The following is a 12,909-nucleotide window of genomic DNA, read 5'->3' on the forward strand; positions in this document are numbered from 1 at the left end:
GTCTGTCTTCACAAACAACCATCGATGCCCTCCCTTCTCGTCCCGATCAACCCGCCACGCCGCTCACCGACCAAGATTAGGAATCACTCGTCTAGCTGGGGGGCAGCCACGCCCGCGGCGTACGCTGGCTGACGGCAGCGATCGGGGTTGATGCATGTCGGCAGACGGCCTGAACGCCATGGGACGCCTTCGCGAGGAAGGCGACGCCCTGCTGCGCCATGCGCGTTCCGCGGCGCAGGTCCCGGCTGATCCGGGGTCGGACACCACCGGGTCGGTGACCGTGCTGCTGGACGCGCAGGGCCGGGTCGCCAGGGTCACCGTGGCGGCCGGCTGGCGGCAGCGACTCGGCGCCGACGCGCTGCCCGAGGCCGTGCTCCAGGCGGTGCGGGACGCCGCGGTGCGACGGCTCCACGCGTGGGGCGAGGCCTACGGTGACGACGCGCCGAGCGGCAGCGCCGCGGCTCGGCCGCCGCTGGATCGGGACGACTTCCAGCGGCGACTCCACGCGGCGGCGACCGGCCCGATGTCCGCCGAGGATCGCCGGGCCGCGCTGGCCGGCCTGCTGGAGTTGGCGGAGTCGCTCGAACGCGGCATCAACGAGGTGTCCGGCAAGCTGGAAGCCACGCTGAGCGCCACCGTCACCGGGCAGAGCCCCGACCGGCACGTCACGGTGACCATGACCGGCGGCGGGGAGGTCACCGCGGTGCGTCTCGACCGCGGGTGGCTGCGCGCGGCCCACGAGATCAACGTCGGGCGGCAGCTCACGGCGGCGTTCCGGGTGGCGGACGAGAAGGTCGCCGCTCAGGGGGTGGGCAAGCTGATCGCGGAGAGTCCGCTCGGTGCGGTGCAGCGCGCCGTGCAGGATCCGCTCGGGCTGGCGCGCCGGCTCCGGATGACGGACGGAGGAGACGCCGGTGAGTCTTGAGGTCGCGCTCGCCGCGCTGCGCCACGATGCCGGGGTCTGGGAGCGGGTCGCCGCGGTGACCCGGCAGGCCGGCCGGGAGGCGGCCGAGCTGACGCTCGGTGAGTCTCACCTGTCGTGGGCGAGCGCCCCGACCGGGCTGCTGGGCACCTACGCCGAGATCCAGTGGAAGGCGGTCATGCTGCTCGCCGAGGCCACCGAGGTGTACGGCGACCTGAGTACCACCCTCGACCAGGTCGCCACCGCCTACGAGCGCGACGACGAGCACGCCGCGGCGCAGCTCAAGGGGGTGTGGGACGTCCGTGAGTAGCACCGAGGCCGCCCTGCTGGACAAGATCAACGAGGTGCTGGGCCGGATCGACGCCAGGACCACCGAGCTGCAGCACTCGATCAACGCCAAGCTGCCCTGGCTGCCCGGGCCGGCGCGGGACAAGGTCGTGGCGGGCTGGCACACCTTCTGCGGCTTCCTGGAGCGGATCTGGGCCAACCTCCACGAGATCATCTCGAACATGGGGTCACTCTCGGCGCTGTGGTCGACCGCCGACGCCTGGAGCGACCGGGTCGGCGCGCCGGTCAGCGGCCAGGTGCAGTCCGCCGACGCCGGCCTGCTCGACGTGGACACCACCTGGGACGGCGACGCCGCGGAGGCCTACCGGCAGACGCTGCCGCTCCAGAAGGCGGCGCTGGAGAAGGTGAAGTCGGCGCTGACCGACGGCATCGCCACGGCGCTGAACGACCTGGCCCGGGGCATCCTCGCGTGCTGGGGCGGGCTGGTCACCGCGCTGGTGACGCTCATCGTCGGCATCGTCGGCGCGCTGGCCTCCACCGCGACGATCGTCGGCCTGCCCGCCGGGCCCGTCATCGCCGCGGGGGCGGGTCTGGTCGCGGCCGGGGCGATCATCGTCGGGGCGGAGACCCTCAAGGCCGTCGCCTCGTCGGCCGACACCACGCTGCGGCAGAAGCTCGCCGACAACTCCGGCTTCCATGAAGGACACTGGCCGCCGGCGGCCAGGGCCTGAGACATGACAGACCCAGCCGTACGCCGGGGCAGCCCGCTCCTCGCGACGCTGACCGGGATCCTGGTCCTGACCGACGCCGCCCTGGCCGCGCTGGGCCTGCTGGTATGGAACGGGCACCGACGCGGCAACCTGACCGGTCCGGAATCGGCGACCTTCATCCTGCTCGGCGCCTCGGCCGCGGCCGGCGCGGCGGTGCTCCTGCTCGCCGCGGTCGCCCTCGCCCGGGGCGGCCGGGGCCACCCGGCGGCCCGGTTCGCGTCCGGGCTCGCCGGGCTCCGGGTGCTGGCGGTCATCGTCGCGCTCTTCACGATCGCGCTCCTGACGGGGGCCTCCGCCATCGTCGGCGTGCTCCAGACGACCGGGGCCGTCGTCACCGCGTTCGAAGCGCTCACCACCCTGTTCATCACGCGCGTGGCGGTGCGCCGCACCCACTCCGAATAGCCTCGCCAGTCCGGAAAGGACACAATCCGATACCAACGCACCACCTGTTCGCCGCGAGTGGTTAGGGTCGCGCCATCGGTGACCAGCCGCCACCGCGGTTGTCCGTACCCATAGGACGAGGTGAATGCGATGCGTGCATCAGGGACGCAGGCGACGAGGCTCCGGACGGTTATCGCCGCCGGGGTCATAGCCGCGCTGACGATCGGCGCGGCCGGCTGCGCGGAGAGCGACCGCGACAGCGGTGGCGACGAGGGCAAGGCCGCTACCGGCGGCACCTTCATCTTCGCGGGGGCCGGCGATCCGAAGAACTTCGACCCGATCTTCAACGACGACGGGGAGTCGTTCCGGCCGATCCGGCAGATGTACGACACGCTCATCACCCACAAGCCCGGCACCGCGGAGATCGAGGGCGGGCTGGCCGAGAGCTGGAGCAACGACACCACCGGCAAGATCTGGACGTTCAAGCTGCGCCAGGGCGTCAAGTTCCACGACGGCACCCCGCTGGACGCGGCCGCGGTCTGCGCGAACTTCGACCGCTGGTACACCATGAAGGGCGAGGCCGCCCAGTCCCAGATGATCTACTACACCGACATCTTCGGTGGTTTCGCCGGCAGCCCGGACGCCGTCTACGACAACTGCAAGGCGCAGGACGCCGCCACCGCGGTCGTGACGATGAAGAAGTACAAGGGCGCTTTCCCGGGCGCGTTCACGCTCACCGCGTTCTCGATCGCGAGCCCGGCCGCGATGAAGGCGTACGCCGCCGACACGGTGACGCAGAACGGCGACTCGTTCTCGTACAGCGCGTTCGCCAACGAGCACCCGACCGGCACCGGCGCGTTCACCTTCGGCGGCTGGAACAAGGCGACCGGCGAGATCACGCTGAACAAGAACCCCGACTACTGGGGCGACAAGGCCAAGGTCGACAAGATGATCATCAAGATCATCAAGGACGAGAACACCCGGAAGCAGGAGCTGCGCGCCGGCACGGTGCAGGCGATCGACTTCCCGGCCCCGGCCGACCGCAAGGCGCTGGCCGGCGAGGGCTACCAGGTGCTCGAGCGGCCCGCCTTCAACATTCTCTACCTGGGCATCAACCAGAAGAACAACCCGAAGCTCAAGGACCTGCGGGTCCGCCAGGCCATCGCGTACGCGCTCAACCGCGCCCAGCTCGTGCAGACCAAGGGACCGGGCGGCGCGGTGGTGGCCGACGAGTTCCTCCCGAGCTCGGTGTCCGGCTACGCACCGGACGTGCAGAAGTACGACTACAGCGTGGACAAGGCCAAGCAGCTGCTGGCCGAGGCCGGCGCGACCGGGCTGACGCTCAACTTCTACTACCCGACCGAGGTGTCCCGGCCGTACATGCCGAACCCGCAGGAGATCTTCACCGTGCTGGCGAACGACCTGCAGGCCGCCGGCATCAAGGTCAACGGCGTCCCGCGGCCATGGAACGGCGGCTTCAAGGACGACGTGCAGCAGTTCGGCAAGCAGGACCTGCACATCCTCGGCTGGACCGGCGACTACAACGACCCGGGCAACTTCGTCGGCACGTTCTTCGGCCGCGCCAAGACCGAGTTCGGCGACGCGGCGATGACCGAGATGTTCACCGCCATCGGCAAGGCCGACGCCACCGTCGACCCGGCGGCCAAGAAGGCCGCGTTCGAGCAGGTCAACCGCGACCTCGCAAGCAAGTGGCTGCCGGCCGTGCCGATCTGGCACGCCCCGCCGGCCCTGGTCACCACGAAGAACGTCGCCGGCCTGGTGCCGAGCCCGCTCACCGCCGAGGAGTTCAACACCGTCTCGCTCACCAAGTAGCAGCAGGCGTAGCCGCACGGCCCGGGCCTTTCGCAGGTCCGGGCCGTCCGGCGCGAATCTGAGAAGGATTGCCCATGGTGAGAGTCATCCTGCGCCGCCTGATCCAGCTGGTCGTCACCCTGATCGCCCTGATGACGCTGGTCTTCTTCTGGCTGCGCAGCCTGCCCGGCGGACCGGTCGACGCGTTGCTGGGCGAGCGCGCGACCCCGCAGACCCGCGAGCTGCTGACCCGGGCCCTCGGCTACGACCAGCCGATCTGGGTCCAGTACGGCCGCTTCCTGAAGAACGTGGTGACCGGCAACTTCGGCAACTCCATCCGCACCGGCGAGCCGGTGCTGGACGTGATCGGCCGGTCCTTCCCGGCGACCGTCGAGCTGGCCGTCGCGGCGATCATCATCGCGATCGGGCTGGGCATCCCGCTGGGCTACCTCGCGGCCCGGCACCGCGGGCGGCTGCTCGACAACGCGACCATCATCGTCACCCTGATCGGCATCTCCATCCCGATCTTCTTCCTGGGCTACCTGCTCAAGGACTGGCTGACCCAGGACATCCGCTTCTTCCCGCCGTCCGGCCGGATCTCCACCGGCCTGGGCAACACCGACGTGACCGGCTTCTTCGTGCTGGACGGGCTGCTGACCCGCGAGCTGGACGCCTCCGCCGACGCCCTCTGGCACCTGGTGCTGCCCGCCTTCACCCTGGCGACGATCCCGCTGGCGATCATCATCCGGATCACCCGGGCGAGTGTGCTGGACGTGCTGGACGAGGACTACATCCGCACCGCGGACGCCAAGGGCCTGCGCAACGCCACCATCCGCAAGCGGCACGTGCTGCGCAACGCGCTGCTGCCGGTGGTCACCACCATCGGCCTGCAGACCGGTGCGCTGCTGGCCGGCGCGGTGCTGACCGAGAAGGTCTACAACTGGGGCGGCCTGGGCACGCTGATCACCGACTCGATCAGCGGCAGCCGCGACTATCCGGTGCTCCAGGCGCTGATCCTGCTGGCCGCCGTCGTCTTCATCGTGGTCAACCTGCTGGTCGACCTCTCGTACGCGATCATCGACCCGAGGGTGCGTGTGCATTGAGCGGATCCGGAGGGCTCTCGACGCTCGCCGAGCACAAGCGCCGGCGCATCGACGAGCTGACCGCACGGACGGCCGAGGCCGGCGGGGTCAGCCTGGTCCGCGATGCCGGCCGCCGGCTGCTGCGCGACCCCACCGCGATCGTGGGCGCGGTCATCATCCTGCTGTTCCTTTTCATCGCGATCTTCGCGCCGCTGGTGGCGCCGCACGACCCGGTGCGGCGGTTCCCCGAGCTGATCAAGGACCTGACCGTCGACTCGATCCCGGGCGCCACCGCCGGGCATCCGCTCGGCAGTGACCCGCTGGGCCGCGACTTCGCGTCCCGGATGATCTACGGCGCCCGGCAGACGCTCTTCGTCGGCGTCCTCGCCACGCTCATCGGCCTGCTGTTCGGCGTGCTGCTCGGCGCGATCGCCGGCGCCGTCGGCGGCTGGGTGGACGTGCTGATCATGCGGCTCACCGACGTCATGCTGGCCCTGCCCAGCCTGCTGCTGGCGATCACGCTGGTCGCCCTCGCCAGCGAGTCCACCCAGTGGACGGTGATCATCGCGGTCGCGGTGGTGAACGTGCCGATCTTCGCCCGGCTGCTCCGCGGGTCGATGCTGGCGCAGCGGGAGAGCGACCACGTGCTCGCGGCCCGCGCGCTGGGCGTGCGGCGCCGGGACATCGTGCTGCGGCACATGCTGCCGAACTCGCTCACCGCGGTCATCGTGCAGGCCACCCTGACCTTCGCGGTGGCGATCCTGGACGCCGCCGCGCTGTCGTTCCTGGGCCTCGGCGACCCGGACATCAACCGGGCCGAGTGGGGCCTGATGCTCGGCGTGGACGGCGTACGGTATTTCGAGGTCCGCCCGGAGCTGGCCTACTTCCCGGCCCTGGCCATCATCGTCGTGGCCCTCGGTTTCACCCTGCTCGGCGAGAGCATGCGCGGGGCCCTCGACCCGAAGAACCGGCGGTGATCTTATGAGCAATTTTCAACCTGACATCGGGCCTGAGGCTGCCAGGCCGTTGCCCAGCGCGGGCATGCGAGGCCCCCGCCACGTTGAAAAAGGCTCAATGGCCCTGCTCGACGTTCGTGAGTTGTCGGTGGTCTTCCAGCGCAAGGGCACCAGGCCCGTCACCGCGGTGGACGGCGTCAGCTTCACCGTGGAACCCGGCCAGACCGTCGGGCTGGTCGGCGAGTCCGGCTGCGGCAAGTCGGTGACCAGCCTGGCGATCATGGGTCTGCTGCCGCGCCGCGGCAACAGGGTCACCGGCGAGGTCCGGTTCTCCGGCACCGACCTGCTCCGGCTGCGCCCGCAGGACCTGCGGGACCGGCGCGGCCGGGACATCGGCATGATCTTCCAGGACCCGCTGTCCTCGCTGAACCCGGTGCTCCCGCTCGGCCTGCAGGTGGCCGAGGTGCTGGAACGCCACCAGGGCCGGACCCGGCAGGCGGCGCTGCGGGAGGCCCGGGGGCTGCTCGACGCGGTCGGCATCCCGGATCCGGCGCGGCGGCTCAAGGAGTTCCCGCACCAGCTCTCCGGCGGCATGCGGCAACGCGCGCTGATCGCCATCGCGCTGGCCTGCAAGCCGCGCCTGCTGATCGCCGACGAGCCGACGACGGCGCTGGACGTGACCATCCAGGCGCAGATCCTCACGCTGCTCAAGGAGCTGGTCGAGGAGTCCGGCACGGCGCTGGTGATGATCACCCATGACCTGGGGGTGGTGGCCGGGCTCTGCGACACGGTCAACGTCCTGTACGCCGGCAAGGTGGTCGAGCGGGCCGGGCGCCACGACCTTTTCGCGGACCCGCGGCACCCGTACACCGATGGGTTGCTGCAGTCCGTGCCGCGGCTGGATGCCGACCGCGGCGGGCGGCTGCACCAGATCCGCGGCTCGGTCAGCGACAACATTCCCTGGTCGGAGGGGTGCGCGTTCGCGCCGCGCTGCGACCGGGTGATCGACGCCTGCATCGGCGAGACGGTGCCCCTCGAGCCTACCCGCCGCGGCGGCGCGCTGCGCTGCACCAACCCCGTACCGCAGGAGGTGCCGGCGTGAGCGACGCCCTCGTCGAGATCGACGACCTCAAGGTCCACTTCCCGATCAAGAGCGGACTGCTCTTCGACCGTACGGTCGGCTACGTCTATGCCGTCGACGGGGTGTCGCTGAAGGTCAGGCGGGGCGAGACCTACGGCCTGGTCGGCGAGTCCGGGTGCGGCAAGACCACGCTGGGCCGCGGCCTGCTCCGGCTGGTCGAGCCGACCAGCGGCGGGATCACCTTCGACGGTACGGACGTCCGCGCGCTCAAGGGTGAGCAGCTGCGGCTGTTCCGCCGGCGCATCCAGATGGTGTTCCAGGACCCGTTGTCCAGTCTGGACCCCCGGCAGTCGGTGGAGTCCCTGCTCGTCGAGGGTCTCAAGGCGCACGGCCTGCACAAGGACAAGGCCGAGGTGCAGCGACGGCTGAAGTCCACCCTGGACTCGGTCGGCCTGCCGGCGTCGGCGCTGCACAAGTACCCGCACGAGTTCTCCGGCGGGCAGCGGCAGCGGATCGGCATCGCCCGGGCCCTGGTGCTCGGCCCCGAGCTGATCGTGGCCGACGAGCCGGTGTCCGCCCTGGACGTGTCGATCCAGGCCCAGGTGCTCAACCTGCTCGGCGACCTGCAGGACTCCCTCGGGCTGACCTACCTGGTGATCGCGCATGACCTGGCGGTCGTGCGGCACATCTCCGACACCATCGGCGTGATGTACCTGGGCTCGCTGGTCGAGGAGGCGGACGGCGACCAGTTGTACGAGCGCCCGCTGCACCCGTACACCAGGGCCCTGCTCTCGGCCGTGCCCATCCCCGACCCGCGGGTGGAGGACCGGCGGGAGCGGATCCTGCTGGCCGGCGACCTGCCGTCGCCGGCGAATCCGCCGAGCGGATGCCGGTTCCGCACGCGCTGTCCCTGGTCGCAGCCCCGCTGCGCCGAACAACGGCCGGAGCTGCGGGTCTTCGACGACTCGGGGCAGCGGGTGGCCTGCCACTTCGCCGCGGAGATCCGCGGTGGTGAGCTGCCGATGCACGAGGTGCGCGCGGAGCTGGTCCGCCCGGATTCGGACACGGCACCCGACGTGGGCGCCGAGCTGATCCAGACCCGGACGGACCTGCCCGCGCCGTGATGACCGTCCCTCGGGGGATCTTCAGCCCGTCGGCACGCGCACTGCGCCGCTGAGAATGCGGTAGCGGGTCTTCTCCAGCCGCGGCTGGTACTTCTTGAGCGCGGCGTTGGAGGTCGCGTAGCCGACCCCGTCGACCGTGAGGTCGTACCGTTTGACCCCGCCTTCGCGGTCGCCCTTGACGAACGCCTGGATCTCCTGGAACACGCCGTTGTCAACCCGCTTGAGCATCGACGTCAGCACCCGGGGCTGCACCGCGGCGGACGCGCTCAGGTACTGGTCGGAATCGACGCCGATGGCCCACGCCCCGGGCACCGCCGCAACGGCTTCGAACGCGCCGGAGCCGGAGCCGCCGGCCGCGGCGTAGACGACATCGGCACCGTCGGCGAGCAGCCGGGCGGCCACGCTCCTGCCCTTGTCCGGGGCGCCGAAACCGCTGAAGTCGGGGGGCTTGCTCAGGTAGCGCACGTCGACGCGGACGGTGTCGTCCACGCTGCGGGCGCCCGCGGTGTAGCCGGCCTCGAACTTGCGGATCAGCGGCACGTCGACGCCCCCGATGAAACCGATCCGCCCGTTCCGGGAGGCCATCGCGGCGGCGGCGCCGACGAGGAAGGAACCCTGTTCCTCGGCGAAGAGGAGGGAGACGACGTTGTCGGCGGTGACCGAGGCGTCATCGATGATGGCGAAGAGGGTGTCCGGGAACTCCTTGGCCACGACGCCGATCGCCGTCGCGTAGAGGAAGCCGACGGCGATGACCGGGTTGCTGCCACCGCGTGCCAGCTCACGCAGGCTCTCCGCGCGGCCGGCGTCGCTCTCCTGCTTGGCGGTGACCTCGGTGGTCTCGATCAGCAGTTCCTCGCGGGCGCGATCGAGCCCGGCCCCGGCCGAGTCGTTGAAGCTCTTGTCACCACGTCCCGCCGTGTCGTACGCGACGCCGACCCGGATCACATCGCGGCCCAGGCCGGTGAGGGAACCGCTGGAGACGGCAACCGGTGGTGCGGCACAACCCGACAGGGTGGCGACGAGCACAGCCGCGACGATCCTCTGGCGCATCAGCATCCTCAGTACCGGAACTGCCCGACCGCGTCGCGCAGGGTGGTGGACATGCGGGTGAGTTCGGCCGCCGCCTCCCGGGACCGGGCCACCTCGCCGGACGTGGCGGAGGCGGCGGCCGCGACCGCGCGAATGTTCTCGGCGATGGTGGACGTGCCGGTGGAGGCAGCGGTCGCGCCGCGGCTCATCTCGCCGGTGGTGGCGGTCTGTTCCTCCACCGCCCCGGCGATGCTGGTCTGGAAGTCACTGATCCGGGCGATCACCGTGCCGATGTGCCCGATGGCGGTGACGGCCGCGCCGGTATCGCTCTGGATGGCCTTGACCAGGCCGTCGATCTCCTCGGCTGCCCGGGCGCTCTCCTGCGCCAGGTCCTTGACCTCGCCGGCCACCACCGCGAAGCCCTTGCCCAGCTCGCCTGCGCGGGCGGCCTCGATGGTGGCGTTGAGGGCGAGCAGGTTGGTCTGCGCGGCGATGCTCGTGATCAGCCGGACCGCGTCACCGATGGCCTGCGACGAGGTGCCCAGGCTCGCCACCGTCTGGTTGGCGGTCTCGGCGGCCGTCACCGCCTGCCCTGCCACGTGCGCGGCCTCGGTCGCGTTGCGGGCGATCTCCTCGATCGAGATGCCCATCTCCTCCGACCCGGCGGCCATCGAGTCGACGTTGCGGCTCACGTCCTCCGCGGCGCCGGCCACCAGGTCCGCCTGCTGGGACGTCTCCCCCACAGACCTGGTGAACGCCCCGGAGACGGCGTCGAGCTCCGCGGAGGTGCGGGCCAGCGCTTCCGCCTGCTCGGCCACGTCGGAGACGACCGCCCGGACCGCCGAGACGGCCTGTGCCAGGGCGGTGGACATCTGCGCCACCTCGTCACGTCCGTGGTCGACGGGCGCGACGGTGAGGTCGCGGTCGGCCACCCGGCGCAGGGCGTCCCGGGCGGCACCCACCGGGCGCACGATGCTGCGGGTCACCACGAACGCCGAGACCGCGCCGAGCAGCAGGGCCAGCCCGGTCACGATCGCGATGGCCCACTGCGCGCGCGCGGCGTCGCGGGCGGAGGCGCGGACGGCGGCGACGCTGCGGGCATCCACCGAGCCGGCGAGCTGCTGAGCGGCGACCATGATCCGGTAGTAGCTGTTCCAGCTGTCGTACATGGCGATCTGGTCGGCGTTCCACAGCGCCTGCGCCGTCCCCGGCCGGTACGCCGCCACCAGCATCTCGTTGACCTGCACGTAGTTCGCCAGCTCCGCCCGGACCCGGTCGTACATGGCGCGCTCGGCGTCGGTGAGCACGCCGACGGTGACCTGCTCGAGGAACTCCTGGAAGACGTCCCGTTCCTGCTGCCAGGCCTTGAAGGCAACCGAGTCGCCGCCGAGGGCGCGCGCGGCGCCGAGCCGGTAGATGTCGTTGATGTAGCTGGACTGCCAGCCGTTCAGGGTGGCGGCGTGCGTCTTGATCGCCTCACCCTGCCGGGTCAGCACCTCCAGGCTCCGCACCTGCGCAGCCGCGTTCCGCTGCTGCACGATGGTGCCGAACGCCATCACGGCGACCCCCAGAAGCAGCACGAGAACCGCGGCGAAGGTCCCGGCCAGCCGGGTGCCGATCGAGAACCGCCGCACGTCAAGGGCCCTTCAAGATGGATGCGACCAGCTGCCTGACGGCTGCCCACGATCAGACGCGGGCAATCATGAGCCGGTGACCGGCGGCTGTCGGTGGTTGCCGGGGCTCACCACGGATCATTCCACTCTTCCGGTGCCGTCACCGGGCTTTCGCCCGAACGGTGCCTGCTGGACCGGCTCGACGTGGTCGGCTCCGATCCGCGCGGTATAGGCGCCGGCGACACCGTCAAGTGCCTCGGTCGGATGCGCCCGTTCCCGCACCGGCACCCGCGGGCCACGACGATGTGGCCTGACACGTGGACCGTGCGGGACGAGGACGCCTACCGCGGTCAGTTCAACCGGCGCACCGCAGCCTCCACCAGTCGCCGGCCCCTACGCCGGATCCCTGTCGCTGAGGTCGCTCAGGCCGGGAAGCCCACCTGGGCCGGTGCCGGCCGCGTGGCGGTGGTGCCGTCGCCCAGCTGGCCGTTGGCGTTGTTGCCCCAGCACCAGAGGCTGTCATCGGTGCGGGACCCGCAGACGTGGTAGCCGGGCGCATAGCTGTCCGCCCAGGTGGTGGCGGCGCCGATCCGGGTGGGGGCGTTCCGGTGGGTGGTGGTCCCGTCGGCGAGCTGTCCGGTCGAGTTGTTGCCCCAGCACCACAGCGACCGGTCCGTGCCGGTGGCGCACGCCGTGTCGAAGCCGGCCCGCACCCCGGTCCACGCGGTGCCGGCGCCGACCTGGACGGGGGTGGTCCGGTGGGTGCCGCTGACGCCCAGCTGTCCGTACCCGTTCTCGCCCCAGCACCACAGGGTGCCCTCGGTGCGGACCCCGCAGGTGAAGGCGTAGCCGGCGGTGACGCCGCTCCAGGTGGTGGCGGTGCCGACCTGGGCCGGCGTGGCCCGGTAGGTCAGGTCACCGACGCCGAGCTGTCCGTCCGTGGCGTTGCCCCAGCACCACAGGGTGCCCTCGGTGCGGACGGCGCAGGTGTGCGCGAAGCCGGCGGTCACGCCCGCCCAGGTGGTGGCGGTGCCGACCTGGACCGGGGCGCTCACGGTGTACACATCGGAGCCGATGCCCAGCTGCGCGAACCGGTTGAAGCCCCAGCACCACAGGGTGCCGTCGGTGCGGGTCGCGCAGGTGTGTCCGTCGCCCGCGCTGACACTGGCCCAGGAGCTGGCGGTGCCGACCCGCACCGGCGAAGTGCGGTTGGTGGTCGTGCCGTCGCCGAGCTGGCCCCTGAAGTTGTTGCCCCAGCACCACAGCGTCCCGTCGGTCCGGATCCCACAGGTGTAGCTGGTGCCGGCGTCGAGACTGGCCCAGGTGGCGGCGTCGCCGATCCGGACGGGAGTGGTCCGGGCCGTGGTGGTGCCGTCACCCAGCTCGCCGAGGTAGTTGCTGCCCCAGCACCACAGCGTCTTGTCGATCCGGACCGCGCAGGTGTGCCCGTACCCCGAGGCGACGCTGGAGACCGCCGGGGCACTGAGCGCGGCGTTCGCCGAGGCCGTGCCGAGCAGGGTCCCGATGGCTGTTGCGAGGATCCCGATGACCGTCGCAACGGCAACGGCAATGCTTCGCGGGCGCCCGGATCTGGAAATGGCGGACACGTGTTCTCCTTGCATGGGAACGGCCGGCTGGGGTGGCCTTCAGCAGGCAGAATGGGGATGGACGAGCACTCGGCTCCGCTGAGGAAGATGCCAGAATGTTTCCGCACATTCAAGGGAGTCACTGTTCCGCGCATTAATAGCGATTTTATTGGTCGGCACTGTTGACAATAATCGATGGCGGAGCGACCATGGGAGCGCTCCCACGAGCGCGACCGGCCCGCCCGGGCTCAGCACCCGGACGGAC

At 71.0% G+C, this 12,909-nt stretch carries 12 protein-coding genes; 9 read left to right on the plus strand and 3 right to left on the minus strand.

Translation table 11 applies throughout. The annotated features are described in order from the left end of the window. The first annotated feature begins 154 nt into the window (after positions 1 to 154). The 9 genes from ACIBQZ_RS37455 (at position 155) to ACIBQZ_RS37495 (ending at position 8,416) form a co-directional block, all read left to right on the plus strand. On the plus strand, positions 155 to 925 hold the full coding sequence (locus tag ACIBQZ_RS37455) for a YbaB/EbfC family nucleoid-associated protein (RefSeq protein WP_396093648.1): 771 nt from the start codon (positions 155 to 157) through the stop codon (positions 923 to 925). Continuing rightward, a complete protein-coding gene (locus ACIBQZ_RS37460; RefSeq protein WP_396093649.1) occupies positions 915 to 1,232 on the plus strand; it encodes a hypothetical protein in 318 nt (105 codons plus the stop codon). Before ACIBQZ_RS37455 ends, ACIBQZ_RS37460 begins: the two co-directional genes overlap by 11 nt. Beyond that, complete coding sequence (locus tag ACIBQZ_RS37465; RefSeq protein ID WP_396093650.1) at positions 1,225 to 1,941, plus strand: WXG100 family type VII secretion target; 717 nt, start codon at positions 1,225 to 1,227, stop codon at positions 1,939 to 1,941. The genes ACIBQZ_RS37460 and ACIBQZ_RS37465 overlap by 8 nt, the downstream gene beginning before the upstream one ends. Before the next feature lie 3 nt (positions 1,942 to 1,944). Next, complete coding sequence (locus ACIBQZ_RS37470; protein ID WP_396093651.1) at positions 1,945 to 2,382, plus strand: hypothetical protein; 438 nt, start codon at positions 1,945 to 1,947, stop codon at positions 2,380 to 2,382. Between the two features lie 129 nt (positions 2,383 to 2,511). After that, positions 2,512 to 4,194: an ABC transporter substrate-binding protein gene (locus ACIBQZ_RS37475; RefSeq protein ID WP_396093652.1), complete on the plus strand. Its 1,683-nt coding sequence runs from the start codon at positions 2,512 to 2,514 to the stop codon at positions 4,192 to 4,194. Positions 4,195 to 4,268: 74 nt separating this feature from the next. Next, positions 4,269 to 5,276, plus strand: coding sequence for an ABC transporter permease (locus ACIBQZ_RS37480; RefSeq protein ID WP_396093653.1), 1,008 nt, complete (start codon positions 4,269 to 4,271; stop codon positions 5,274 to 5,276). Next, a complete protein-coding gene (locus ACIBQZ_RS37485; protein WP_396093654.1) occupies positions 5,273 to 6,232 on the plus strand; it encodes an ABC transporter permease in 960 nt (319 codons plus the stop codon). Before ACIBQZ_RS37480 ends, ACIBQZ_RS37485 begins: the two co-directional genes overlap by 4 nt. Before the next feature lie 97 nt (positions 6,233 to 6,329). Further along, the gene (locus ACIBQZ_RS37490) at positions 6,330 to 7,313 is read left to right on the plus strand and encodes an ABC transporter ATP-binding protein (RefSeq protein WP_396093655.1); all 984 of its coding nucleotides are present in this window, start codon (positions 6,330 to 6,332) and stop codon (positions 7,311 to 7,313) included. Further along, positions 7,310 to 8,416, plus strand: a complete 1,107-nt coding sequence (locus tag ACIBQZ_RS37495) for an ABC transporter ATP-binding protein (RefSeq protein ID WP_396093656.1) — start codon at positions 7,310 to 7,312, stop codon at positions 8,414 to 8,416. Before ACIBQZ_RS37490 ends, ACIBQZ_RS37495 begins: the two co-directional genes overlap by 4 nt. 21 nt (positions 8,417 to 8,437) lie before the next feature. On the opposite strand, the gene ACIBQZ_RS37500 is transcribed toward ACIBQZ_RS37495, so the two are convergent. The 3 genes from ACIBQZ_RS37500 to ACIBQZ_RS37510 all read right to left on the minus strand — a co-directional run bounded on the left by ACIBQZ_RS37500 (position 8,438) and on the right by ACIBQZ_RS37510 (position 12,656). Continuing rightward, on the minus strand, positions 8,438 to 9,466 hold the full coding sequence (locus tag ACIBQZ_RS37500; RefSeq protein ID WP_396093657.1) for a BMP family protein: 1,029 nt from the start codon (positions 9,464 to 9,466) through the stop codon (positions 8,438 to 8,440). An 8-nt stretch (positions 9,467 to 9,474) separates the two neighbouring features. Further along, entirely contained in the window at positions 9,475 to 11,079 is a 1,605-nt protein-coding gene (locus ACIBQZ_RS37505; RefSeq protein ID WP_396093658.1) for a methyl-accepting chemotaxis protein, read from the minus strand. A gap of 401 nt (positions 11,080 to 11,480) precedes the next feature. Continuing rightward, complete coding sequence (locus tag ACIBQZ_RS37510; protein WP_396093730.1) at positions 11,481 to 12,656, minus strand: RCC1 domain-containing protein; 1,176 nt, start codon at positions 12,654 to 12,656, stop codon at positions 11,481 to 11,483. Between the last annotated feature and the right edge of the window lie 253 nt (positions 12,657 to 12,909).

Source organism: Actinoplanes sp. NPDC049599 (genome assembly GCF_044465625.1).
Classification (GTDB): domain Bacteria; phylum Actinomycetota; class Actinomycetes; order Mycobacteriales; family Micromonosporaceae; genus Actinoplanes.

Coding starts and splice junctions, on each gene's coding strand:
- ACIBQZ_RS37455 (WP_396093648.1), top strand. CDS start 155: ATGTCGGCAGACGGCCTGAACGCCATGGGACGCCTTCGCGAGGAAGGC.
- ACIBQZ_RS37470 (WP_396093651.1), top strand. CDS start 1,945: ATGACAGACCCAGCCGTACGCCGGGGCAGCCCGCTCCTCGCGACGCTG.
- ACIBQZ_RS37475 (WP_396093652.1), top strand. CDS start 2,512: ATGCGTGCATCAGGGACGCAGGCGACGAGGCTCCGGACGGTTATCGCC.
- ACIBQZ_RS37480 (WP_396093653.1), top strand. CDS start 4,269: ATGGTGAGAGTCATCCTGCGCCGCCTGATCCAGCTGGTCGTCACCCTG.
- ACIBQZ_RS37490 (WP_396093655.1), top strand. CDS start 6,330: ATGGCCCTGCTCGACGTTCGTGAGTTGTCGGTGGTCTTCCAGCGCAAG.
- ACIBQZ_RS37500 (WP_396093657.1), bottom strand. CDS start 9,466: ATGCGCCAGAGGATCGTCGCGGCTGTGCTCGTCGCCACCCTGTCGGGT.